This window comes from Flavobacterium sp., from assembly GCF_039932285.1.
GTDB lineage: Bacteria > Bacteroidota > Bacteroidia > Flavobacteriales > Flavobacteriaceae > Flavobacterium.
This window is the reverse complement of record NZ_JBDTQE010000016.1, coordinates 14,712-41,590: the sequence shown is the minus strand read 5'-3', so window position 1 is coordinate 41,590 and position 26,879 is coordinate 14,712. Positions and strand designations below refer to the sequence as shown.

Here is a 26,879-nt window from a genome sequence, read left to right as displayed (position 1 = left end):
AAAAAATAAGATAAAATATGAAAACAAGTATAATAAAATCAATCTTCGCTTTTGCACTTCTAACGGCTTTTACAGGTTGTACGGAAAGTGACAATGGCTATGATTCAATAAGTAAAGAAGTTACTACTTATGAACTTACAACAACAAAAACGGTAGCAGACTTATATGCACTTGTGAATGCAATTGCTGGGCCAAAACTATATGCAGAGTATGCTGGTACAGGTGATGATGTCATTGAAGCTTATGTAACTTCAAATGATGCAGGTGGTAATTTTTACAAATCACTTTCCTTTCAAGATGTTCAAACTGGTGGTCCAGCACCGCTAGGTTTCAGCGTATCAGTAAATCAGTCTATGCTTTTCGAAAGAGGCTTTTTTGCTGGAAGAAAAGTATACATCAAACTAAAAGGATTGGCTATTGGTAAGATTTTTGGCACACTAGTAATTGGTCATATTGATCCTACAAATTCTTCTAGAATGAGTGGAATTGAAGGATTGGAAATGGCAGATTTCTTATTCCCTTCTGCTACTATTGTAGATGAAAGTACTTTAGTAAGGCATATGAGTTTAGCTGTTGCTGCTACTGATATTGTTCAAAATACACTAATAGAAATTGACAATGTACAATTTGCTGATAACTCGTTAACAAGAACTTATTTTGATTTAGATTCTGGTGGTGTAGCTACAAATCAAGATATCGTAGACGCAACTAGTTTTGGTAGATCTCGTTATTGCAGAATCAGTAAGTTTGCACCATTCTCTACAGGTAAAATTCCAACAGGAAGAGGAACTATTAGAGGTGTAATGACAAAGTACAACAGTGATTATCAGTTCTTAGTAAGAACTGAGTCTGATTTCAAACTAACAAATCCTAGAACTTATAACTTTGTTAGCACATTGAATGAAAATTTCACTAGCTATACCGCAAGTGGTTCTTACAACATATTTAGTACCCCAACAGCATTTCCAAATTATTTGAATTTTGCAACTGTAGGTGATAAAAAATGGTTTGTAAAGACAGCTGGTATTTTAGAAATGTCTGCGTTTAATGGTACACTAGAAGCTACTAAAGCTTATTTTATTGTACCTGTTGACATGACAGCTGCTAATTCAATCAAGTTTGACCTTAAATCAACTTTCTTTCTTAATTCATTAGGGTTTAAATTATACAGAACTACAGATTACGTGCCTGGAATGAAATTATCTGATGCTACATTAACAGATATTTCAACCGCTTGTAACCAAGCTTTTCCAACAGCTAATGCTACTTTAACAGGGGTTACTTACAACATTCCTGCTGCAGTAACTGGTAATGGGTATTTCGTATTCGAATATGTAGGCACAAATATTGCTACTGGTCCTGCTGTAACAACTACTATTGATATAGACAATATAATTGTAAACTAATTACTTACAATTTAAATTAGAAAAGAGCTGCAATTGCAGCTCTTTTTTTTTGTGTAAAATATTTTAAGATTAAGTCTAAACCTGTAGAGAAGTAAAAAAAATTGAGAAAAAATATTGATTCTTTTTAGTTACACTAAAAATACAAAAAAAGGTTGTTCTTTACGAACAACCTTTCCATAACTGGAGTGCTACAAAATTACAATGCCGCTTTTCGAGTGGTAATAGCCTCGGTAAAAGTGTCAATCTCTGTGAGCTCTAAAGTAACTTTTGTTAAGTCTAGTTCTTTTTCTAAAAGAGCAACCACGCCATAACTTTCTTTTCGATTTTCTAGTAAAAACTTTTTGTACTCTAGTCTTACTTTTTTCTTAATAGCATCTTCCCTACTATTCCCTGCAGGTAGGGTTGCAATAATAGTTTCGGTAGCTACGATTTCAGTAAGCACAGATTGTAATTCGGCATCAATCTCGATCGAGGCAGTGCTGTAATTGTTTGTCAATCTTTCTTCAGAAAGTTTTTTAAAATTTAGGTCTGCTTTTTCCTTTGCAGCCCAAGCTAATAATAAATCACAATCGGCTATCGTTGTGATTTTGTTAATTGAATACGACATAAAAAAGTATTTTAAAAATTAATATATTACTATAAACGTGGTCCTTTTCTGAGTTATTACACCTTAGTAAAAATTTAGGATTTTATTTACTTTTTTTTAAGAGTACTCACATAATCCAACTGACTTTTAAGGCTTTCCAGTCTTAATAGTTCTTTGGCTTGGTTGGCTAAACTGTTTTTCTCCATTCCAGTTAAGGCTTGTGCAAGCAACACATTGGCGAGTTCTGTTTTATTTTTTTCTAAATATTGTGCGAGCGAATAAAGTTGTAAGCTTTGGTTGTATTTTTTTTGAATCTTATCTAGTGCTCGTTGCGCTTTAATTTGTTTGTATTCCAACTCTCTAACTTGATATTTAACCATTTCTTGTAATTTGGTTTGTTGTTCTTTTAGAATTTGCTTTTCTTCCTTCGACACTTTTTGCTTTTGTTCGAAGAATACGATAATTTCTGAAAGTTTGGTTAAAGTCGCTGTTGGCAAATCGCGTTTTCCTGTTTCATACATGGCTAGTTGACTTAGCGTTATTTTTAGATAATATGCCATCATTTCCTGTGAGAGGCCTAGTTGGTCTCGAAGCAGCTGTGTTGTTTTCATTTTGTGATAATTTTTATAAAAATAATTATTTTATCACAGGCTTGTGATAATTTTATAAAAAAATATTATTTTATCACAAAAATAAAAATTTGAAAAATGTTTGTTTTAATTAATTTCTCAAACAGAATGACATATCCTCTTATTTGCTATATATAAATTGTTTTACTGTAGTTAAAATAATACTTTTGCAAAAAATTACAAATCCTATAGTGTTAAAAAATATAGCGCTTCAGGTATTTATTTTTAACACCATTCAGAAAAATCAACATTCAAAAATATGAAACAAAAACTATTCTCTTTATTCTTAATATTTTTCATCGCAATTATTGGCAATGCCCAAGACATACTTTGGGAAAAATCATACGGGGGCAAACATGCCGAATTTCTATTTGATGCCATACCTACACCCGATTACGGATTCATTTTAGCAGGTAGTTCTATTTCTAACAAAAACGGAAATAAATCGGACGACAACAAAGGGGATTTGGATTATTGGGTTTGGAAAATGGATGAAAAAGGCGATTTGGATTGGCAAAAAAGCTTTGGCGGTTCAGGAGTCGATTTGTTGCAAAGCATTAAACTCACAAAAGATGCAGGATTCATTTTAGCAGGAACATCGACCTCCAACAAATCAGAATACAAGAATGAGGATAGCAAAGGTGATTCTGATTTTTGGATTATTAAACTCGATGCCAAAGGAGGCGAACAATGGCAAAAAACCATTGGCGGTTCTGGACAAGAAAAACTACAAAGCATTTCAAGAACAAAAGATGGCGGGTATATTATAGGCGGTTCGTCGAGTTCTGATAAAACAGAAAAAGACGAAAAAGGAGCGGAAGACAAATTTGGAAAAACCGAAGACAGTCGTGGTAACCTTGATTATTGGGTTGTCAAACTAAAAGAAAATGGCACAATCGAATGGCAAAAAACCATAGGTGGTGCTTATATAGATGAACTAAAAAGCATCGAACAAACAACCGATGGTGGCTATATTCTAGGAGGTTACTCAAACTCACCCGTTTCTGGAGACAAAATAGATGCGAACATTGGAATAGGTGATTATTGGATTGTAAAACTAAACAAAGAAGGCTTAATCGAATGGCAAAAGACCGTGGGTGGAGACCAAGATGATAATTTGTTTGCCTTGACACAAACCAAAGACGGTGGTTATATAGCAGGCGGAAATTCCAACTCAGGAGCAACCAACTCAAAAACCAAAAGCAATGCAAGTGGAACTGATTTTTGGGTGGTTAAGTTTGACAATATTGGAACTATTCTTTGGCAACAAACTTATAATTATGGCAAAACAGATGTGCTAACGTCTATTATAGAAAATGAGGACGGAACTTATTTAGTGGCTGGTTATGCAAAAAGTGAGCAAGATGAAACTTTAAAAAACCCTAAAAAATCTGACAAAAAAGGGATAAACGATTATATCGCTTTAAAAATAAATGCCATTGGAGAAGAAATCTGGACACAAATTGTAGGTAGTAAAGGAGAAGACGTTTTGCAAAGGTTATTAGAAACCAGAGATGGTGGCTATTTGCTAGCAGGAACCTCTAAAGGAGAAGTATCTCGAGATAAAAATAGTACCAATGGCGGCAGTGATTTTTGGGTCGTAAAACTAAAAGACAAAATCAAACCAGAAAAGACAAAAGTAACTATCGAAGCTTTGCCTAATCCAGCCATCACGTTTACCAATGTAATTGTAAATTATGATTATACCGATGGTGATGCTACCATGTATGACCTAAACGGGAGGCTCATCAAACAAACTAAAATACACGGCGAACATACCATTCCTATGGATTTAAGCAATTTGCCAACAGGGATATACATTATAGATATTAGAACCAATAACGGACAGGAAGGTATTAAAGTGATTAAACAATAATTATAAAATAATGAAAATTCAAAAAAAAATAAATATAAAATTCCTTTTGATTCTCCTATTCATATTGCATTTCCCGAAGGCAAATGCACAACAACAAGATCAGTATAATTTGAACACTTCTTCATATACGTTATCCTCTCCTGAGGTAAGTAATTTTGAAAAGTATAGCTTGAATCAGATTAATCAATACACAGGAAAGGTTGGAACTTCGATTCCAGTTTATACAATAAAAACAGGGAATATTGTGTATCCTATAAACTTGGTTTATAATTCTAGCGGTATAAAAGTAGATCAGCTTGCCTCAGATGTTGGGTTGGGTTGGAATCTAACAATGAGTGTTGTCACAAAGACAATCAATGGCAGACCTGGTGATGGTTCGGGATATACAAACCATAGCGAAGTTAATTATGGGGATCCAGACCCTGCTAATGTTTATGACTTTGCACCTGACACTTATCACTTTTATTGTAATGGGTTTTCGACGGATTTTTTCTTCAGTGATGTTAACACTCCTGTCGAATTGAATCCTCAAGGCACAAAAATTGAATTTGGAGCTAATTCATCTCTTGTAATAACAACCAATCAAGGTATAAAATATACTTTTTCAGATTATGATACGGGTCGTATAGAGAGTAATGATCAGATAGGTTCGACAACAAATATTGCACCAATAAATATATCTGCTTGGCACATTACCAAGATTGAGGATTTAAAAACGGGAAAGAAAATTGATTTTGTGTATGACACTACCTCTTCTAATGCCTACCAAACTGTGAATTCTCAAACAACACTTAATTACTCTGTAGCTCAAAGATCTTATTTTTATTATTCAGGCAGTTATATTGATAATTATGATGAACGTAGTTTTGGATTTAGCGTTAAAACAGATGTACAAAAAAAGAGATTGGTTAAAATACTGTTTGATGAAGGGGAATTAGATTTCAATTATAACAATATTGGAATTGCGGGTCAAACGACTATAGTTAGAAATGATGTTTATAATGCAGATTGTGTGACTCAAATTTATCTAAAAGATAAAAACGCTGCAAATGTAAAATCATATGAATTTACGTATGATTATTTTACTTCTACAAGTGATGGGACTGAATTTAATCCTGATATGATACCTTATACTTTGAGTACTTATCGTTATAAGAGATTAAAACTGTTGAAGTTTGGTGAAATTGGAAAACCAAAGTATAAGTTTACCTATGATGAATTGGTTAATTTTCCTCCAATCAATTCTTTTTCTACAGATTTTTTAGGATATTACAATCATTCTGTAGATGGTACTATGGCTTTTTTAAGTGTAACTCAAAACCCGATTAGTCCTAAATTATATTATTATCCCAATAATTTTGAAAAATCATTATTGCCTTATCCGATTCCAGGAACAAGTCCAATAATAATTCCAGGTTATTTTAATAGAGAAGCCAATGAATACGCTAAAACCTGGAGCTTGAATAAAGTGGACTATCCAACAGGTGGCTCAACAGAATATGTATATGAATCCAATCATTTTGAAGAATTTGGACAGGACATAAAAGGGGGTGGTATCAGAATTGCACAACAGAAAATAAATGATGGATTTGGAAATACCAGGACTATAAACTATAGTTATCTGAAGGCTAATGGTGGTACTTCTGGGAAATTATCGTCTACTCCTTATTTTGGCTTTCCAAGTGAAAGCGGATCAGACATTGTAGTTAATTATCCTTCTGATGAAATAACTCCAGCTACAATTACCTCATCTGGAAGTTATGTAAATCCTGCCAATATTTATTGGGTTTTATTTGAAAAAAGCAATTTAAATGCAGATTTAAATTCGGGTACTTATGTAGGTTATTCTAGGGTTGTTGAATCTGAAACTGGCGCAGGCAGAAAAGAATTTACTTTTACTTCAAATGATTTGACAGGATATCAAAATAATATTTTTAGAATGCCTCCTCCAGGATTAGGACCTAATTATGGCAGATATTTTCCAGATGAATTTGTTAATGCTGGTCCTTTGTATGTAGATCCTGTAACGGGTGAAGAATCAATCCAAAGTTATCAGTTCAGTTACGAAAGAATAAACTTCATGATTGCAAACAGTGCTATTTCATCCGATGTGTTTACGGATAATTCATACAAGAGAGGAAAGCTATTGACAGAAAGTGTTTTTAATGAAACCAATGCACTGATTAAAAAAATTACAAGAAGCTATTCGGATAATATTATCAATACCTACACATTTCACGATAGTAAAGTAGAATACGTAAATGCTCCAATCGTTGTTGTTAGTGAAAACGGACACCATTCTGGTGGACATGCAATAGCTCAAGATTGTGCCTCACATTTTTGTGCGATTGCTTTCATGGTTGTAAGAAAAGACATCAAAGTTGCTCAGTTTTTACCCGTTAGTCAAACTGTTTCAAGTTATGATGCTAATGGAACCAATAATAATACAACCACAAGCTACTCTTATACTTCCAATGGTTTTCCAAGTTCGGTAGAGACTAGAGTAAACAATGGAGATATTAATAAAAAAAAGTATTACTATGCTCAGGATTCTCAAATGACTAGTGAGCCTTTTGTTACTGACTTAATTGCAAACAATAATATAGCAACTCCTTTAAAAACAGAAATATATAGAAACACTGAAAAACTTTCTGAGGAAAAAACGGTTTATGCTAAAGATGCTACTACAAATAATTTGCTACTCCCTAAATATAGCTATGCTAAAAAAGGGACTGACACTAACAGTGCATTAGAGAAAAAAATTACATGTGACTTCTATGATGACAAAGGTAATCTTATACAATATACCCAAGAAAATGGTGTACCTGTATCTCTTATTTGGGGTTATAATAAAACACAACTTCTTGCTAAAATTGAAAATGCTACTTATGCAAGTATTACCTCCAGCTTAATTACCTCCGCACAAGCAGTCTCGAACACAGGGACTGAAACAAATTTAATTACTGCATTGAATAGTATAAGAAATAGTGTGCCATTAGCTAACGCAATGGTAACTTCATATACTCACAAACCCTTAGTAGGTATAAGTACAGTAACAAGTAGCAGAGGCTATACTATTTACTATAATTATGATTCATTTGGAAGACTTATAAATGTAAAAGATGCAACCGGAAACATACTAAAAGAAAATCAATATAATTACAAACCACAATTATAAAGCAAGATGAAAAAAATATTTTATTTTTTATTTGTATTACCTTTTCTTGCTTTAGCACAAAGTACAGACCAGAATTATATAAAAACCACTTTTTATAAACAGGCTAATACTACCTCCGTAAGCAATCCAGCACCTAGCGTAGCGACAGTACAAATAACATACTTTGATGGTCTTGGTCGTCCTATACAAGGAATAGCAAACCAACAATCTCCTTTAGGAAAGGATATTATTAAACCTATTGTTTATAATGCTTTTGGGGTGATGTCAAAAAATTATTTACCATATGCATCATCAGGTTCTACAATGACTTATGATACGGCAGCTATTACAAATGTTACAAATTATCCTTTGTATAATGGGGAAACTCCTTATAGCGAAAAACAATATGAAGCCTCACCACTTAACAGACTTTTAAAAGAAGGTTCGGCAGGTAACGATTGGGATTTGCCAATTAGCGGATCCGATCCTGACCATACCACTAAAATAGATTATATAAATAACACAACAGCAGACCAAGTAAAATTATTTAAAGCAATTGCTACTTGGAGTGCCGCTAATGGGTTGTACAATATTACAATGGTAAATAGTTCAGGAACTACTTACTATGGCGCTAATGAATTGTACAAAACAGTAATTAAAAATGAAAATTGGACTGCTGGTAATAATGACACAACACAAGAATTTAAAGATAAAGATGGCAATGTGGTTCTAAAAAGAAATTTTGATAATGGGTCTGCACATGACACTTATTATGTGTATGATCAATTTGGAAATTTAATCTACATGATTCCGCCATTAGCGACCAATATAGCGACTCAATTAGACGGATTATGTTACCAATACAAATATGATTATCGCAATCGATTAGTAGAAAAAAAATTGCCAGGAAAACAATGGGAATTTATTGTATATGACAAACTAAATCGGGTGGTAGCTACAGGCCCAAGTTTTTCACCGTTCAATGACTTAATCGCCCCAAATAACGTAGGGTGGATTATTGCGAAATATGATGCTTTCAACCGTACTATTTATACAGGTTGGGCACAATCAACCACAGTTACGAGTGCTGGTCGAAAAATTTTACAAGATGCGCAAAATAATTTAACGACAACACTTAACGAAAACAAACTTACCACAGGAACTATTGATGGAATACCTGCTTATTATAGTAATCTTGTAGCACCAACGAGTTTTAAGTTGTTAATGGTAAATTACTATGATAATTATACTTTTCCTAATGTCCCAGTAATTCCAACTAGCGTTGAATCACAAACTACACTAACTACAACACAAGTAAAAGGCTTAGCCACAGGAAACTGGACACGAGTTTTAACTAAAAGTACAAATATTCTGGGTGACACAAATACAATTTTTTATGATGCTAAAGGAAGAGTCATAAGAGCATATAAAAAAAATCATTTAGGTGGTTATACACAAGTAGATAGTAATCTTGATTTTGCAGGAGTACCACAATATATGATAACGTATCACAAGAGACTTACAAGTGACACGGAATTAAAAACAACAGACACTTTTGTTTATTCACCACAAGGAAGACTGTCTACACATACTCATCAGATAGGCACTGGGGTAGTCGAATTGTTATCTAAAAACGATTATAACGAGATAGGACAGTTAATTACTAAAAGAGTTGGAGCCACTGATATAACTGGAGCTGCATGTCTGCAAAAAATAGATTACACTTACAACATAAGAGGCTGGCTAACGGGTATAAACGACATTGCAAATCTTACGATAGGAACAGCACCTCAAGATTTATTTGCCTTCAAAATAAATTACAATACGGTACAAAACGAAACAGGATATACAGGTACTGCTTTATATAACGGAAATATATCTGAAACTTACTGGAGAACAAAAAGTGATAATGTTTTACGAAAATACGGTTATAAGTATGACAATTTGCATCGATTAAAAAATGCTATTTATCAAAAACCAGAAGCTACAGTAGTAGTTCAAAACTCTTATAACGAAAACTTAAAGTATGATAAAAACGGGAATATAATTGCGTTGCAACGAAATGGAAATGGAGATGGAATATCTCCTGCTATAGAAATAGATAATTTAGAGTACGTATATGACACAAACTCTAACAATTTACTAAAAGTGGCAGATGCACCTACTACAAATACCAGCGGATTTAAAGACGGATCAAATACTGATGATGATTACAAATATGATGGTAATGGCAATTTGATTTTAGACCAAAACAAAGGCATTACCGCTATTATTTACAATCATATAAATTTGCCTACTAAAATAACATTTGGTGCAACAGGTAATATTGTATATATTTATAATGCATTGGGGAGCAAAGTACAAAAGGTAGTAACACAAGGAGCAACAGTTACAACTACCGATTATCTAACAGGATACCAATACAAAAACAATGTCCTACAATTTTTCCCAACAAGTGAAGGCTATGTAGCAAAAAACGGAGCGTTATACAGTTATGTGTACCAGTATAAAGACCATTTAGGAAATGCAAGGTTAAGCTATACTAAAAACACTACTACCGGGGTATTAGATATTATTGAAGAATCCCATTTTTATCCATTTGGACTGAAACATTCGGGGTATAATAATGGCGGCATTTTAACTAATAGTAATGCTGATGCACAGAAATATAAGTTTCAAGAACAAGAACGTCAAGAAGAAATGGGGTTAAACCTAGATAACTTTAAATACAGAAATTACGACTATGCTATTGGACGTTTTTTAAATGTTGACCCTTTAAGTGAAAAATACAATTGGCAATCAAACTATAGTTTTTGCTCTAATCAAGTAATACACTCACGAGAGTTAGAAGGCTTAGAAGCAGAAAATGATTACAACGATGGAGATGATCATGACTGGAATGCTGGTTTGGTTGGGATTGATGAGAATAATCATGGTGTAGGTTTTGGGGGTGTAATGACTACAGACCCTAATGATATGTTTCCAAAAGAAGGGGAACTTCATGAAATCTTAGTTACAAACAGAATTGAAAAAGGAACGCAAGAAAGACCCGACAACGATAGTGATGGTTATGATAGAATTGCTGATATAGCACTCGATTTTACCCCTGTTTTAGGTGGGCTTAAAGATATTTATCAGGGTTATCAGAATGGTAATTATTGGCAAATGGGATTAGGCGCACTTATTGTTACAATAGATGTTGCTACTTTAGGAACAGATGAGTTACTTATTGGTGCAGGGAAAACTATAGGTAAAGAGTTATTAGAACATAGTGCAGAAGCACTAGTTGCTAAAGGACTTGGATCAACAGGTAGAACAGAAGCAAAAAGTTTAGCTGAACAATTAGCAATGAAAGAAATTATGAGTAATCCTCATTTAGGTGAGTCTGTAATCAAAGGAATGAATGATTCAAGATGGCTAGGATGGGATAAAATGCAATACATTCATGAAGGATTAGACGGGGTTAATATTAATATTCATTATGTAGGGGAATTTGAAAATGGAATATTAAAATCCGTTGATGATTTTAAATTTAAGTTCTAATAATATTAAAAAAACTATGAAAGAAATTCAGAATATAATTGAACTAAGAACAAATTCAGAAAATAAAATACTTTGGTTTAAAACAAAGTATTTAGTTCAAATTAATTTTACATTCAATATTATTGTTTTTTCAGATGGTTTTAGTGGGAATTCGCACTTTTGTGTTACAAGAGACCAATTAGAACAACTAAATAATCAATTAGACAACATGCATTCAAACTTATCCGGCTCAACTATGCTTAAAGATAATGATTCAGATTCATTTATTAAATTTACTATCGCATCAAATGGAAATTTAAAAATTCAAGGACAACTTGGAGGTTCACATGAGGATCATCTTATAAAATTCAAATTTTTAACTGATCAAACTTGCTTACCTCCACTTATTCGAGATTTTAAGATATTACTCTTGAATAAAGACGAATAAAATACTTTGCTAGTGCGAACGTCTCGCCACAAGTGTTCGAAACCTTAAAATTACTAATTTTAAAGGAAAATAATAATTATCAAAAATTAAAAAAGAGCTGCAATTACAGCTCTTTTTTGCATAAAATATTTTCATCAAATTACTAAAAACTTTAATACATTTGACTAAAGCCTAAGCCGCAATAGATAGAATATGAATATAGACGACCAAATAGCTAAAATATCCAGTTTTCAGCATCTAGAACTAGTAGCCAATCAGATTGTTGAAGGTTTTATTTCAGGAATGCACAAAAGTCCATTTCATGGGTTTTCGGCCGAATTTGCCGAACATAAAGTCTATAATGCTGGAGAAAGCACAAAACATATAGATTGGAAATTATTTGCAAAAACCGATCGTTTGTACACTAAAAAATATGAAGAAGAAACCAATCTTCGCTGCCACTTAATCGTCGACAATTCATCGTCAATGCATTTCCCGAAACTAAAAGAAAACCAGTCTTTTTATGAAAACAAAATTGGCTTTTCGGTATTGGCTTCGGCAGTTTTAATGAATTTATTAAAAAAACAACGTGACGCTGTTGGGTTGAGTATATTTTCTGACACCTACGAGTATTATGCCCCAGAAAAAGGAAGCGAGCGCCATCATAGAATGTTACTTAATAGGCTAGAAAATACTTTGATTACTTCAAAAGAATCAAAAAAAACAGACACGATTACTTTCTTACATCAAATAGCCGAAAAGATGCACCGCCGTTCCATGATTGTCCTATTTACAGATATGTTTCAGTCTGAAGACAACGAACGTTTATTTAAAGCCTTGCAACACTTAAAGCACAACAAACATAAAGTTGTTTTGTTTCATGTTATAGATAAAAAAACAGAATTAAATTTAGAGTATGACAATGCACCACGCAAATTTATAGATTTAGAAACAGGAGATGAAGTGAACCTTTTTGCTGAAAATATAAAAACAGACTATGAAAAAGCGGTAAAAACTTATTTTGATAAAGTAGCAAATACTTGTGCATTATACAAAATTAAATATGTTCCTGTCTCTGTTGACGAATCTTTCGAAAAAATAATAACGACCTATCTAGTTGAAAAACAAAAATTTGGATAATATCTGAAATAAAAAAACAAAAATATTTTAAAAAAAGCTTGCGAAAGATAAAAAACATTGTATCTTTGCAACCGCAATTAAGCAGAGGTTTGGTAGTTCAGTTGGTTAGAATACGTGCCTGTCACGCACGGGGTCGCGGGTTCGAGTCCCGTCCAGACCGCTAAAATTGGGAAAGGTTTCTAGAAATAGAAACCTTTTTTGCCCGATAAAGGTTTTTAAGATTAGTTGTGTTGTTTACGCTACGACTTTGTAACTCGTAGCAGGTTTAGTAGTTAGACCAATGAAAAGCTTTCCACTTTTGTGGATGGCTTTTTTGATTTTAGCCAAATAGCTTTTCTGAATTTTTAAAAACTACATAAAGGAAAGTTCCTAGAAACAATATACAAACAATAAATTTCATAAAAGCAGAAGCTAAAAAACCCAACAAAGACCCTGTTGCAGCCTTCAAAGCTCGTTTTTTATCCTGAGAATTATATATTATCTCCCCTACAAAGGCTCCAGCAAAAGCACCAACTACAAAGCCAAAAGGAATTGGAATAAATAAAAACCCCATGATTAACCCAATGTTTGTTCCCCAAACACCATAAGAACTTCCACCAAATTTTCTTGTTCCCTTTGCAGGAATAACATAATCTAAAACAGTTATTGTGATTGTTATAAAAAAAGCAATTCCTAAAACCCAATAATTATCAGGAACAGCATCGGTCATATATAATAATAACAAACCCAACCAACCAATACTTGGCCCCGGAAGAACAGGCAAAAAACTACCAAAAACTCCAACAATCGTACAAATAAAACCTATGATTAATAATAGTGTATCCATAAAATAGAATTTAGTATTTTTGTAACTAAAAATAAACATTTAGACCTAAATATTTCATTCAAAATTAATAAATGAAAAAAACAATATTCTTTTTTCTAATTATCTTATTACAAGGCTGTCAGTATTTTGAAAAAAAAGTGCCTAAAAAAGATGAATTACTCAATAAAGAGTTAAAAAAAATTAATTGGTTAGAAGTCGATGAGTTCCCTAGCACTCTACATTGCGACTCAATTGATGATAAAATAACCAGAAAACAATGCTTTTTCGATTTTATGACACAAAATATTAGAGAAAAATTAATTACAGATTCAATTAAAATACTTTTTCCTAAATTAGACACAATTCCCGTAAAAGTTACAGTTTTTGCAAATGCTTCCTTAAGTTTTGAGCCTAATTTGTTAAAATACAACTCAGATTACGACACAGAAAAAGTAGATAGCATCATACAATCAAAATTATCCTATTTCCCTTCTGTAGAACCTGCAATAAAAAGAGGAATAAAAGTTAAATCTCAATTTATTTTACCAATAGTTTTAAAATAAAAGATTGAAAAAAATTTGATTCACCACTTTTATAAAAAATGGTTCAAATAGCTTCATACTTCATTCTCTCATTGCTAGATTTTGAAACAAATCAATTATATTTGCACCTATATATTACAATTATCAAATTACAATGAAACATACAAGAGTTAAAGACTTACTAAATAGTACAAAAACACTTCAAGAAGTAAATGCAAAAGGTTGGGTAAGAACTTTTAGAAACAATCAGTTTATTGCGTTAAATGATGGCTCGACGATTCATAATATTCAGTGTGTGGTCGATTTCGAAAACACACCGGAAGAAACCCTAAAAAGAATAACAACTGGAGCGGCAATTTCTGTTACTGGAGCTTTGGTAGAAAGTCAAGGCGCTGGTCAACAATATGAAATACAAGTTTCTAAATTAGAAATTTTGGGGGATTCTGATGCGGAGAAGTTTCCGATACAACCAAAGAACAAACCAAGTTTAGATTTCTTGCGTGAAAATGCACATTTGCGTCCACGAACTAATCTTTTTGGCGCCATTATGAGAGTTCGTTCAGTGCTTTCGTATGCTGTTCATAGCTATTTTCAAGAAAAAGGTTTTGTATATGTAAACACACCGATTATCACCGGTTCAGATGCCGAAGGTGCTGGAGAAATGTTTAAAGTGACTGCTTTGCCTTTCGACAATACACCAAGAACTGAAGACGGAAAAGTAAATTATAAAGAAGATTTCTTTGGAAAAGAAACCAACCTAACGGTTTCAGGACAATTAGAAGGAGAGACTTTTGCCATGGCTTTGGGTCAAATTTATACTTTTGGACCAACATTTAGAGCCGAAAATTCGAATACTTCTCGTCACTTGGCTGAGTTTTGGATGATCGAACCAGAAGTTGCTTTCAATGATTTGAATGACAACATGGACTTGGCCGAAGATTTTATCCAGTATGTGATTAAATATACGATGGATAAATGTCCAGATGATTTAAAATTCTTAGAAACTCGTCTAACGGAAGAAGAAAAATCGAAACCTCAAGCAGAACGTAGCGAAATGGCTTTGTTAGAAAAACTAAATTTTGTTTTAGAAAACAATTTCAAACGTGTTTCATACACCGAAGCAATCGATATTTTAAGAGATTGCGCACCAAATAAAAAGAAAAAATTCAATTATATCATTAACGAATGGGGCGCTGATTTACAAAGCGAACACGAACGTTATTTGGTTGAGAAACACTTCAAATGTCCTGTAATTTTATTTGATTATCCAGCAAATATAAAAGCATTTTATATGCGTTTGAACGAAGATGGGAAAACAGTTCGCGCCATGGATATTCTTTTCCCAGGAATTGGAGAAATCGTAGGCGGATCGCAAAGAGAAGAACGTTTTGATGTTTTAGTCGAAAAAATGAAAGCCTTAGGGATCGACGAAGAAGAATTATGGTGGTATTTAGATACTCGCCGTTTTGGAAGTGCTGTTCACTCAGGTTTCGGACTTGGTTTCGAAAGATTGGTATTATTTGTAACAGGAATGACAAACATTCGTGACGTAATTCCTTTTCCTAGAACACCTATGAATGCAGAATTTTAATAAAAAGTTAATTTGTGGATTTGGTTATTTGTGGATTTGATTCCAAATAACCAAATAACCGAATAACCAAACAAACTAATATGCTAAAGCAGTTTCTAAATTTCAAATTATCTCAAAAATTATCTCCACAACAAATCCAGTTGATGAAGTTAATTCAGCTGCCTACACAAGCTTTTGAAGCTCGTTTATTAGAAGAAATGAACGAAAACCCAGCGCTTGAAGGTGGAGATGATAACCAAGAAGAAATTTACGAAAAAGATGAGTTTGATAACAATGACGAATATGATGATTATGACGATAATGAAAGCATCGATTCTGGCGACATAAACATAGATGAATATTTAAGCAACGACGAAACACCAGATTACAAGACCCAAGCCAATAATTATAGTGATGATGATGAAGATCGTGAATCACCACTTTCTGCTCCAGTTAGTTTTCATCAAGATTTAATCAATCAGTTAAATACTTTTATCTTAACTGATGATCAGCGTGATATTGCCGAATTTCTTGTAGGAAGCATCGATGATATGGGTTATATTAGGCGTACAATACAAGATATTGTCGACGATATGGCGTTTACACAAGGTATTTATACCGATGAAAAAACGGTCGAAAAAATATTACATATTGTTCACGAATTAGAACCCTCAGGTGTTGGCGCAAGAGATTTGCAAGAATGTTTGTTGTTGCAATTAAAGCACAAAACACCTACTGAATCCGTTGCGTTAGCTATGAATATTATTCAGGATCAGTTTGAAGCTTTTACTAAAAAGCACTACGACAAATTGATCTTAAAATTCTCGGTTTCTAGAGAACAACTCAAAAACGGAATCGATGAAATTGAAAAATTAAATCCGAAACCAGGTGGAGCCTATACAGGAAGCAACAAAATGACTGAACACGTAGTTCCTGATTTTGCTATAAAAATTATTGATGACGAACTAGAGTTGACCTTAAACGGAAGAAATGCGCCAGAACTTCATGTTTCGAAAGATTATCAAGACATGATGAAAACCTACAAAGATTCTAAAGACAAATCGAACGCTCAGAAAGATGCGGTTCAGTTTATCAAACAAAAATTAGATTCAGCAAAATGGTTCATAGATGCTATAAAACAGCGTCAGGAAACATTATATGTTACGATGAATGCTATCATGCATTTTCAACAAGAGTATTTTTTAGATGGTGATGAAGCTAATCTAAAACCAATGATTCTTAAGGATATTGCGGACATGATTGGTTTAGATATTTCGACTGTTTCACGTGTTGCAAATAGCAAATATGTAGATACACCTTACGGAACAAAACTAATTAAAGAGTTTTTCTCTGAAGCCATGACTAATGATCAGGGCGAAGAAGTTTCGACTATAGAGATTAAAAACATTCTTCAAACGGTCATTGCAGAAGAAGACAAAAGTAAACCTTTGCCAGATGACCAACTTGCTGAAATATTAAAAGAAAAAGGTTATCCCATTGCGAGAAGAACCATTGCAAAATACCGTGAACAATTAGATATTCCTGTGGCTAGAATGAGAAAGAAAATGTAGGCTACTGAGTTTTAAAAATCTCTCTAAACTGGTATAATATTCTTTCTAACAAGCGTAAATCTTCGGTGATAATTTCGGCAGAACCTTTCATCTCTTGCTGAAATGGAATTTGTTTTCTGTAAGATGTTTGCAAACCTTTTGGTAAAATCACATCTATTAATAAATTGCCATCTTTGTCTGGAATAAGTGATATGTTTTTCACTTCACCTTTTAGAACACCAAATTCTCTATCAGGAAAATTTGCCAAACGAATATTTACTTGTTGCCCGATTTTTATCTTCCCCGAATTTAATGCTGGTGCTTTCACTTTTCCTACAAATCCTTTTTGAGTACTTGGAATAATTGAAAAAACATTATCGCCTGAGGTTATAGTTTGATTTTCAGTCCAAACTTGCAAAAAGGTAACTTCCCCAGCAATAGAAGATTTTAAAGTATAATTTAATTCCCAGTCTTTTATCGCTTTTTTTAGTTGGTAGAATGATTGTGTTACACTTCTGTCTAAATTTACGGCTTCTTTAGTTCCAGAAATTTGTGTTCCTTTTGTAGCCCTTGAATTGTCTATTAATGAAGATCGCAATTGTGAAATCGAACTCAATAAATTTTTATAATTTTTTTCTGCTTGTAGGTAATTCAATTTTTTGCTTTCAAATTCTTGATCTGAAATAACTCCTTTACTATTTAGCGTTGTGTAACGTGTAATTTCATTTTTTTGCAATTTCAGCTCTTGCTCATTAATTTCTTTTTGCTGCAACAACAAACTTAACCTTTCTTTAATTTGAGTAGATTCTGATTTTTGGGCATTATTTTCCACTTGAAAAGGTTGCAAATTGGTATTCAAACCATCGGCAATATAATCTTTTTGAAAAATAGCATAAGCACTTTCTACTTCACCTAACTGTAAGTTTTGCAGTTTATTAAATGGAAATGTCTTTTTAGTGCCATCTATATTTGTTTTATCAACAATACTTTTTAGTAATAACACATCTTTATAATTTGCCGCATTTTCTATGATAGCAAGAGGTGTATTTTGTCTAATTAACGATCTGTCTTTTACTAAAATAGCTTCTATCCTACCCGAAGTTTTAGCTACTAATTTCTCAGGCGGAATATTAGTCGTAATTACAATCTCTGTTTTTACAACATCTGGATATTTTAAGAACCATGAAGTAAAAAACAGCATGATAATTATTCCAAATATCAAAACCGTTCCCCAACGAATCATCCAGTGTGGAACGCGGGTTAATATATCTTGAACTTCTTCACTACGTAATTCGAAAGTATTTTTATTCTCTGACATCTTATTTTTTAAATTCTAATTTCCTAATTGCAACTGATTTCTAACCAACTCGTAATAGCTACCTTTCAATTTTACTAACTCATTATGATTACCTATTTCGATAATTTTTCCTTTGTCGAGCACCACAATTTGATCTGCATTTATAACAGTACTCAATCGATGTGCAATAACAATTACGGTTTTATTTTTAAAGAAAATATTTAATTTCTCCATTATTTCTTTTTCATTATTAGCGTCTAAGGCAGAAGTAGCTTCATCAAAAAATAGCATTTCTGGGTTTTTATAAACCGCTCTAGCAATTAATAACCTTTGTTTTTGTCCAGTACTCATTCCCACACCTTCAGAACCTATTTTTGTATTATAACCCAAAGGCAAACCAGAAACATATTCTTTTATATTGGCTACATCGGCAGCATAAACCAGTCGTTCTTTGTTAATAATATCTACGCCAATAGCAATATTATTTGCAATGGTGTCATTGAAAATAAATCCTTCTTGCATTACCGCACCAATATTAGCTCGCCATGTTTTTTGTGCAATATTGGATAATTGGGTGTTGCCAATATTTATTTGACCATTATAAGGTTCATAAAATTTCAATAACAACTTCATTAATGTTGTTTTTCCACTTCCGCTTGTCCCTACTATTGCAGTAATTTTATTAGGTGGAATAGTCAAATTTAAACCTTCTAAAACAGGAATATCAGAGCCTAAATACCTAAAGGATAAATCTTTTACCTCGATAGCTACATCTTTAGGAAAATCATGCGTTTGATGTGATTCTTGTTGTATTTCATCTTCTTTTTCATGAATTTCAGACAAACGAGCTAAAGATATTTTAGCATCTTGTACTTCACGAACAAAACTAATTAGTTGCGAAATAGGTCCATCTAAACTTCCTACAATAGAGCTTATCGCCATCATCATTCCTAAAGTAATTTGACCATCTATAACCAATTTAGCCGAAAGAAAAATGATGAATATATTTTTTAATTGATTGATAACAGAAGAACCTATTGTTTGTGTTTGTTCTAATACCAATCCTTTTATTGAAACTCGGAACAATCTGGCTTGCACATATTCCCAACCCCAACGCTTTTGTTTTTCGGCATTGTGAAGTTTTATTTCTTGCATTCCGTTTATTAGTTCCATGACTTTACTTTGCTCTTGGGAAACTTCCGAAAAACGCTTATAATCTAGTTCTTCTCTTCGTTTAAGAAACAACATTATCCATCCAAAATATAGAATACTACCTGCAAAAAAAACTAAAAATATTTGCAAGTTATAGTAAGCCAAAACACCACCCATAATAAACATGTTGATTACCGAAAACAATACGTTTAATGAAGATGTCGTTAAGATTCTTTCAATACGATGGTGATCATTGATACGTTGCATGATGTCTCCAGTCATTCGGACATCAAAAAATGATATAGGTAAATTCATTAATTTGATAAAAAAATCAGAAATTAATGAAATATTAATTCTTGTAGAAAGGTGAAGCATAATCCAGCTTCGAATGAGTTCTAATCCTGTTTTGCCTGCAAACAAAAATAGTTGTGCAAAAAGAATCATGTAGATGAAATTGATGTTTTGATTTTGGATTCCAACATCAACAATACTTTGGGTAAGAAAGGGAAAAATAAGTTGTAATAAACTGCTAGCTAATAAACCAATGCTCAACTGTACTATAAATGATTTATAAGGCAAAACATATTGTGCAAGCATTCTAAAACCTAATCCTTTTTTCTCTTCCTTATCAAATTCCGATTGATAAAAAACAGGTGTTGGTTCAAGAAGTAATGCAATTCCTTCTTGTGTGTAATTATCGGCGTTATTACCAATCCAGAATTTTATAAAATCTTTTTGGTTATATTCTATCAGACCATAGCCTGGATCTGAAACGCAATATTTTTCTTTTTTTATATTATGCAATACTACATAATGATCTTTGTTCCAGTGCAAAATACAAGGCAACGGCGCTTCATCTAGTCGTTCTAAGTTAAGTTTTACACCTAACGTTCTAAAACCAATTTTCTCGGCTGCATCACTTAAAAACAATAGGTTACTACCTTCTCTAGTAGTCTCACTAAAATCTCTAAGATTCTGAATATTAAGGGTTTTACCATAATATTTAGCAATCATTTTTAAGCAAGTAGGACCACAATCTTTATTATCAGCTTGTATATAATTAGGAAATTTCTTCAAGTGGGTGTATTTTTTGTTTCAAAAATAGTTTAAAAAAACTCTCTAAAAAATAATTTTTAGAGAGTTCAATTCAATTAAGGAATTTATTATTGACCCAAACAATCTTGATCCCATTTAGAACAATATCTAGTTATAGGATTCCAAGTTAAACAACAAGCAGGAGCTTTTCCCCCAACTATAGTTTTTTGCTCATTTTTACTCAATTTTTGAGCACCTTCTAATTTTAGAATGTTTTTTAACATGATTTAAAGTTTTATAAATTGATTGTTATCTCAATCATTTTAAGACATTTGAGATTTATGTCTACTCTTGCAAGAATGCTTTTATATTTTTTTATAATTGAGCAAAAATAGTTTCTTGTTGTTGTTCTGCTTGTACAGAAAAATCATTTAAGAAATATTTTAAATCGCTTATCTCGTATTCAATTGGAAATAATTTATGGTTGATTATTTTTACTGGAGTATAATTAAACTCATTTTCGTAACACCAATTGTATTGCTTTAGTATTTGATGGTTTACTAACATTCCTATATTGTCAACTTTCCATTTGTCTAGCCATTTTTCTAAAGTCATTCTTTTGATGTGCCAATCGAAGATTGCAGTTTCCATCATTTCGGGAGTGTTACTGTTTATAGAAAGTAAACTCTCTACCACAATTTTGTATGGATTATCGCTGTTTTCAGGGTTAATATTGAATAACACATTCAAAAATAGTTTGTCTGGAAATTTTTTTGTCAAATTATATGCCTCTTCAAAAGTTTTATGGCAATGCCCACAACTAGGACTTAGTATTACTGTTAGTTGAGCTTCAGCCTGTTTATTCCCAAAACATAAACCTTCCATTTTATCTAGACCTTTTATTTGTGGTATTTCTTTTTGCAAAAAAGAAAAAATACGAAAGCTTCTCTTAAACTTTTTTAACTCAATAATATCGCTTTCTACTTTTATTTTCGTCTCAAAAACTGGTTTTATAAACAACCATAGTGACGCAAGAAAAAAGAATAAAAATAAAGTTATAAAAAACTGACTTGCAGTAATAATAAATGGTGTGGTTAAGAAACTATAAACCAAACTTTGCAATACAACTATTGCAGATACTGCCAAGCATAACAAACACCATTTTTTTAATTTAAATTTTTGCAACCCGATAGAATATATAATAAAAGGAACAGATAATGAACTAAAAAATCCAATCACCATACTCGAATTACTGGGTTGAATTAAGATCGATAAGACGCTAACTACAAAAAAAACCAATGGCAAATCTGAAAAACTAACCCATTTGTTTATTTTGCTTTGCTTCGATTTTATGACCGTATCACAAGAAGTATTAGGATTTATATTGCAAAATTTGGACACAACTTCGTTTTTAATCCCAAAACTTTCTTGCACTATAAACACGCTAACTATAAATCCTAAAATTGATGTTGTTAATAATATAAAACTATTTACAGTATAAATATTAAAGTAGAATGACAAGAATATCATTATCAACAAGGGGAATGAAAACCACAATACCTTTGCGTTAACCTGTGATTTTATATCATTTTTTATTTGATTTGGCTCGACAACAACCACAACTTCGTTCCAATAGGTTAAAAACGTATCAAAAGACAAAACTTGTTTTCCTGTAGAAGTTTCGATTGTAATGTTTTGAACTGTTTTTTGAACCAATACTACCTCTTCCTTATATATCGCTAAAAATACGTCTGGTAATTCTACAAATTGCTCTTTAGGTATTTTAATAGCAATATTTTCTATAGACAACATGTCTAATGAATCTGTAATAGCAAACACACTTGGATAGTTTGGGTGTGATAAAAACAACTCTTCAAAAGCTGCTTTCTGAGTAGAAAATTGATTTAAATCTAAATACTTATTTACTATCCTAATCATATTCTTGTTTTTTGATTTCTAAAGAGGTGCTCTAAAAATGATATTTATAATTTTTTATAATGTTCAATTTTTTTGATCTTTATTAAGTTATGAAATCATCTTAAATTCTTTCATATCTTTTCATGTGCACTTAATCAGACTTTAGAATATATGTAAATACGGTTTTATTTAACCTATATTTCTTACAAAATTTTATTTGACAATTATATAAATAACCACGTCAATAACACTACGGTTTTACCGTACATTTTGTTAAATTTTAGTTTTATTATTTTGAAGTTTTATTAAAAAATATTCCTTAAATCACATATAAAACTTAAAAAATTTCGTTCGATAGATTTTATAATTTATATATTTACCATCATTGAATTTAAACAACCTATTAAATTTTTTGTTAATGTAATCAGCATGGAAAGTCTTTTAATAGTAGATAAATATTTAAGTTTAGATCTAAAAGAATGAAAAAAATTATTCCTTTTCCTTTTTAGGCATTATAAAATTTAAAAAAATGAAAATCAGATTACTTTTTATGCTTTTTATAATACCTACAACAACAATTTTTTGTCAAAATGTTAGAGACAAATTCATTAGGGATTCAATTGTTTCATATGTAACTACTTTTTCAAATGATCCAAACGAAACCAAGTTTGAAAAATTAAAGAAAAGTATTGAAAAATTAGAAAAGGATTACAATACCTACGAGCCTGATTTTAGATACCATTTGCTATTACAAAATGCCTATAACTTAAACAAAATAGATTTTTTCAAAGATCAATTAACTATTCTGGTTGAAAAGTATGGATTTGATGTGGCGTATATGACTGAAAAAGAAAGTTATTACAACAATATTATGAAAGGACTCTTTCGACTTGGTTTAAGGAAATGTATTTAGAAAAGCATTTTATATGGCTCAGAAATAACTTTGAAAAACAAATTGATTTAAGAAAATTGAACAATTTACATGAAAAAGATCAGTTAATTAATTCGTATTCTTTATCACTCAACATAAGAGCTAAGCACGATTCTATTCAAAAGAAAAAGGACAGAGAATTAAAATCAGAATTTTCAATGAATAATGCTTCTGATTTGTATGTGATTACCCGAAAACACAATGCATTGCCAACAGGAAAGTCGTTTGCAATTATTCAGAACCCATATAGTATTATAGAAAATCATAATTTACAGTTAGAAAATAATTATGATAGATATTACACACTTTTTTTTGAGTATTATAAAAAGGCCTATCTATCAAATCAAATTGATTACACTATTTTTTCAGACATTGATTTCAATTCTTATCTGCATCATAGAAATCAAAAATTTGGCTTGATTTCAAAAAAGGAAATACAAAACAGTTATTTAACCCCCGAAGACAAAAAATGCCCTGAATTCATACCTATACAAGATGTTGAGTTTTCAAAAAAAATAAAAAAGAAATTTGGATGGTACTAATAATAAGTGATAAAAATGATTTGTCAACTCATGGAATAATTGATTGATTGCGATTTTTTAAAATTTCATTTTTAAAAATTTGAATTTACAAAAAGATTAAATTTAATTATTTTTCAAATCATTCTTTAATTATAAATTTTTTTTTTTTTAACCGTATTCATATGAAGCACAAGACTTAAAATAATAATAAATTTACTTCAACTCCTTAATAGCGCTTTTTTCTATCCAACCTTGTTTTAGGTCTAAAAGTTGTATTTTTTTATAATTATTTAAGCTTTCTAAGACAAAAACTTTGGTTCCAGCATGCAAGACAAAAGCGTCTTGCGCGGTTGATTTTGGTTCGCTTTTTACTGATGTAATAGTTGCAAAAACAATAGCTGGTCTGTCATTATTACTTTGATTTTTTTCAAAAAAACCTGCAAAAACACTTAGAATGACAAACAACAATACAAATAGCATAGCAGTAAAGAAAATCCTTTTTAGCATAGTTGTATTCGAAAAATAATACCCTACAAAACACACTAAAAATAACACCGAAAAAACAATGGCTATCCAAGCCCAAGTGTCATAATGATAACTTGAGGTAAAATCTCTTATTATTTTTGCGAATCCTACTTTAGGGACTTCTATCACTTCATCAATAGTCATCTTTTGAGCAAAAGAGAGATTATTTTGAATTTCAGAATCATTAGGATTTAGCAACAAGGCTTTTTCGAAATTATAAATGGCTGGCGCTACTTTGTTTAACTTATAAAAACAATTTCCTAAGTTAAAATACAATTCAGCCGATTGCTTTCCTGACTTTTCAACGCTTCCATAAACAGTTATTGCTTCTTGATAATTCCCTTTTTGGTACAAACTATTCCCTTTATCGAAAGCAGTTTGTGCCCAAAATGTTTGGCTGATGAGAAGGAATATATAAAGTAAATTTTTCATTTTTATTAATTATGCATTATCAATTGTAAATTATCAATTATTAGATTTGTTTTTCTAAAATTGATATTATTTCAACGGCTTTATTATAATCTTGCTGAATTGTTACGCTTGTTGATGGCGCATATCTTGCCAATTCGCAATTTTCTGTCAAAGCTATAAAACTACTTACCGATTCTGGGTTGGCATTTTTAGACAACAAGATTTCAGTTATTTTATCTTTGCTCATTTCCGAAGTTTCAATGTGCAATTTTGCTTTCAAGAAGTTGTGCATGGCTTTTTCTAAAGCAATGTAAAACGGTTCTTTGTTCGAAAGTTGATTTTTGGCTTCCGATAAATATTTCTTTGCTAATTTGTTAGATAATTTAATTCTGTTTCCAACAATATCGCCATCTATCGCTTCTTTTTTCTTACGAATTACCATGATAATTGGAATTAATAAAAAAGGTAATAACAACAATCCGTAAAACAATCCCGATCCTAAAAAGTCTGTGTTTTTAATATCAGACAAAACTGTTTTTAACTTTATATATCCGAAAGTCGCGTTCGAAGCCACTTTTGTTTTATTTGAATCATTACTTGCTACAGCATTGTTATTTGCGGCTGTTGGTCCATCAAGAACTTCGATATTTATTTCCTTAGAAGTAATTGTTTTATAGGTTTTAGACACTAAATCGAAATACGAAAAAGTAAGTGGCTGAATAGGATAATTGCCTTTGTATTGCGGAATTATAGTGTATAAATCTGATATACTTCCTACCATTCCTGAAAGTGGTGTTGTTACATTTTCTTTATGCACAGGATCGTACATTTCTAAAGAACTTGGCACAATAGGTTTTGGTAAAGTGAATAATTTTAGATTTCCTTTTCCAGAAACGACTACATTCAAATCGAGAGATTCTCCGTTTTTTAATTTGGTTTTCGAAGGTGTAACTTTAAAATCAAAACTTCCAACAGCTCCTGTAAATCCTTCTGGTTTTCCTGATTCTGGCAATGGTTTTACATTGATAACTTTGGCGCCAGCCGATATTTTTTTATTTGATGTAGTCATGATTGGTCGTCCAAAAAAGTCTACTTCATTCGATGGCACTTCAACCTCAACATCTAATGTTAGTGGTTCAATTTCTAATTTCCCAGATTTTTGTGGATAAAGAACTGTTTTTCTAAGAACAGCATATCGATAATCTTCACCTTTAAATTTTCCTTGCTGAATTTGAAGTTGTTTCACATCGATATTCTGACTCCAGAAATTATTATATTTTGGATTATCCTTCACTTGCCAACCGCCAACTGCCGATCTGTTGCTTACATATATTTTGTAAACTACTGTAATTGGTTCGTTTAAATATGGATTGGGATTAGAAATTTCTGCGACCAATTGCACACCACTTTTCCCAGCATAAGCTTGTGGTTGCTGTTGCTGCTGTTGTTGATAATATTGATCATAAGGATCTCTTTCTTCGGCAACTGCATTTCCTACAGTAACTTTAATAGGATTGGTTTTATAAACTTGTCCGTTTATTTCGATAGAAGCCTGCTTGATTACAAAAGTTCCTTTTTTTGTAGGTGATAAATAAAAGGAATATGTTTTTTCGAATGATTTCCGACCATTAACCCAAAGATAACTTGTTGATTGGTTTGGTCCACCCACAATTTTAAAACCTTCAAACGCTGGTGCACTAAAATTATCTCCATCATCATTCATCACAAAATCGATGCGTAGGCGTTCGTTGATACCCAATGAATTTTTGCTTACTTGCGCTACGAATTGCACTTGGGCAAAAATCCCTTGACAGGTTAATAATAATATAAATAGGAATTTCTTCATTTTTTATTTAATCGTTTTAACAGATTTCGGGTCA

The 26,879-nt window shown here is 31.9% G+C and carries 20 protein-coding genes and 1 tRNA gene; 12 read left to right on the top strand and 9 right to left on the bottom strand.

Features of this window, described 5'->3' with window-relative positions; translation table 11 throughout:
• Positions 1-17: 17 nt before the first annotated feature.
• A complete protein-coding gene (locus ABI549_RS05100) occupies positions 18-1,406 on the top strand; it encodes a DUF5689 domain-containing protein (protein ID WP_348075376.1) in 1,389 nt (462 codons plus the stop codon).
• A gap of 196 nt (positions 1,407-1,602) precedes the next feature.
• Here the strand turns inward: ABI549_RS05100 and ABI549_RS05095 are convergent, their stop codons facing one another.
• The gene (locus ABI549_RS05095; RefSeq protein ID WP_348075375.1) at positions 1,603-2,013 is read right to left on the bottom strand and encodes a hypothetical protein; all 411 of its coding nucleotides are present in this window, start codon (positions 2,011-2,013) and stop codon (positions 1,603-1,605) included.
• An 86-nt stretch (positions 2,014-2,099) separates the two neighbouring features.
• Positions 2,100-2,603, bottom strand: a complete 504-nt coding sequence (locus ABI549_RS05090; protein ID WP_348075374.1) for a helix-turn-helix transcriptional regulator — start codon at positions 2,601-2,603, stop codon at positions 2,100-2,102.
• Positions 2,604-2,880: 277 nt separating this feature from the next.
• On the opposite strand from ABI549_RS05090, the gene ABI549_RS05085 reads away from it, so the two are divergent.
• The 6 genes from ABI549_RS05085 (at position 2,881) to ABI549_RS05060 (ending at position 12,903) form a co-directional block, all read left to right on the top strand.
• The gene (locus ABI549_RS05085) at positions 2,881-4,497 is read left to right on the top strand and encodes a T9SS type A sorting domain-containing protein (RefSeq protein WP_348075373.1); all 1,617 of its coding nucleotides are present in this window, start codon (positions 2,881-2,883) and stop codon (positions 4,495-4,497) included.
• A 10-nt stretch (positions 4,498-4,507) separates the two neighbouring features.
• Positions 4,508-7,675, top strand: coding sequence for a hypothetical protein (locus tag ABI549_RS05080; protein WP_348075372.1), 3,168 nt, complete (start codon positions 4,508-4,510; stop codon positions 7,673-7,675).
• A 6-nt stretch (positions 7,676-7,681) separates the two neighbouring features.
• Positions 7,682-11,197 (top strand): DUF6443 domain-containing protein, encoded by a 3,516-nt coding sequence (locus ABI549_RS05075; protein WP_348075371.1) that lies wholly within the window; start codon positions 7,682-7,684, stop codon positions 11,195-11,197.
• 16 nt (positions 11,198-11,213) lie between these two features.
• On the top strand, positions 11,214-11,624 hold the full coding sequence (locus ABI549_RS05070) for a hypothetical protein (RefSeq protein ID WP_348075370.1): 411 nt from the start codon (positions 11,214-11,216) through the stop codon (positions 11,622-11,624).
• Positions 11,625-11,816: 192 nt separating this feature from the next.
• The gene (locus ABI549_RS05065) at positions 11,817-12,743 is read left to right on the top strand and encodes a DUF58 domain-containing protein (RefSeq protein ID WP_348075369.1); all 927 of its coding nucleotides are present in this window, start codon (positions 11,817-11,819) and stop codon (positions 12,741-12,743) included.
• Positions 12,744-12,829: 86 nt separating this feature from the next.
• Positions 12,830-12,903 (top strand) — tRNA-Asp (locus tag ABI549_RS05060).
• 159 nt (positions 12,904-13,062) lie between these two features.
• Here the strand turns inward: ABI549_RS05060 and ABI549_RS05055 are convergent.
• Positions 13,063-13,569 carry a DUF456 domain-containing protein gene (locus ABI549_RS05055; protein ID WP_348075368.1) on the bottom strand — a complete coding sequence of 169 codons (507 nt, stop codon included), beginning with the start codon at positions 13,567-13,569 and terminating at the stop codon, positions 13,063-13,065.
• A 71-nt stretch (positions 13,570-13,640) separates the two neighbouring features.
• On the opposite strand from ABI549_RS05055, the gene ABI549_RS05050 reads away from it, so the two are divergent.
• From ABI549_RS05050 to rpoN, 3 genes are all read left to right on the top strand, one after another.
• On the top strand, positions 13,641-14,111 hold the full coding sequence (locus tag ABI549_RS05050) for a hypothetical protein (RefSeq protein ID WP_348075367.1): 471 nt from the start codon (positions 13,641-13,643) through the stop codon (positions 14,109-14,111).
• A 133-nt stretch (positions 14,112-14,244) separates the two neighbouring features.
• The gene (gene asnS / locus ABI549_RS05045) at positions 14,245-15,681 is read left to right on the top strand and encodes an asparagine--tRNA ligase (protein ID WP_348075366.1); all 1,437 of its coding nucleotides are present in this window, start codon (positions 14,245-14,247) and stop codon (positions 15,679-15,681) included.
• Positions 15,682-15,761: 80 nt separating this feature from the next.
• Positions 15,762-17,231, top strand: a complete 1,470-nt coding sequence (gene rpoN, locus ABI549_RS05040) for an RNA polymerase factor sigma-54 (protein ID WP_348075365.1) — start codon at positions 15,762-15,764, stop codon at positions 17,229-17,231.
• A gap of 1 nt (position 17,232) precedes the next feature.
• Here rpoN and ABI549_RS05035 read toward each other — a convergent pair whose 3' ends face one another.
• From ABI549_RS05035 to ABI549_RS05020, 4 genes are all read right to left on the bottom strand, one after another.
• Positions 17,233-18,528, bottom strand: coding sequence for an HlyD family efflux transporter periplasmic adaptor subunit (locus tag ABI549_RS05035; RefSeq protein WP_348075364.1), 1,296 nt, complete (start codon positions 18,526-18,528; stop codon positions 17,233-17,235).
• Between the two features lie 15 nt (positions 18,529-18,543).
• On the bottom strand, positions 18,544-20,736 hold the full coding sequence (locus ABI549_RS05030; RefSeq protein WP_348075363.1) for a peptidase domain-containing ABC transporter: 2,193 nt from the start codon (positions 20,734-20,736) through the stop codon (positions 18,544-18,546).
• A gap of 86 nt (positions 20,737-20,822) precedes the next feature.
• Positions 20,823-20,978, bottom strand: coding sequence for a hypothetical protein (locus ABI549_RS05025; RefSeq protein ID WP_348075362.1), 156 nt, complete (start codon positions 20,976-20,978; stop codon positions 20,823-20,825).
• 91 nt (positions 20,979-21,069) lie between these two features.
• Positions 21,070-22,632, bottom strand: a complete 1,563-nt coding sequence (locus tag ABI549_RS05020; RefSeq protein ID WP_348075361.1) for a vitamin K epoxide reductase family protein — start codon at positions 22,630-22,632, stop codon at positions 21,070-21,072.
• 508 nt (positions 22,633-23,140) lie between these two features.
• Here ABI549_RS05020 and ABI549_RS05015 point away from each other — a divergent pair.
• Positions 23,141-23,524: a hypothetical protein gene (locus ABI549_RS05015; RefSeq protein WP_348075360.1), complete on the top strand. Its 384-nt coding sequence runs from the start codon at positions 23,141-23,143 to the stop codon at positions 23,522-23,524.
• Positions 23,525-23,580: 56 nt separating this feature from the next.
• Positions 23,581-24,084 carry a hypothetical protein gene (locus ABI549_RS05010; protein WP_348075359.1) on the top strand — a complete coding sequence of 168 codons (504 nt, stop codon included), beginning with the start codon at positions 23,581-23,583 and terminating at the stop codon, positions 24,082-24,084.
• A 192-nt stretch (positions 24,085-24,276) separates the two neighbouring features.
• Here the strand turns inward: ABI549_RS05010 and ABI549_RS05005 are convergent, their stop codons facing one another.
• Together ABI549_RS05005 and ABI549_RS05000 are read right to left on the bottom strand one after the other, a co-directional pair.
• On the bottom strand, positions 24,277-25,020 hold the full coding sequence (locus tag ABI549_RS05005) for a tetratricopeptide repeat protein (protein WP_348075358.1): 744 nt from the start codon (positions 25,018-25,020) through the stop codon (positions 24,277-24,279).
• Between the two features lie 40 nt (positions 25,021-25,060).
• A complete protein-coding gene (locus ABI549_RS05000) occupies positions 25,061-26,845 on the bottom strand; it encodes a BatD family protein (protein WP_348075357.1) in 1,785 nt (594 codons plus the stop codon).
• Between the last annotated feature and the right edge of the window lie 34 nt (positions 26,846-26,879).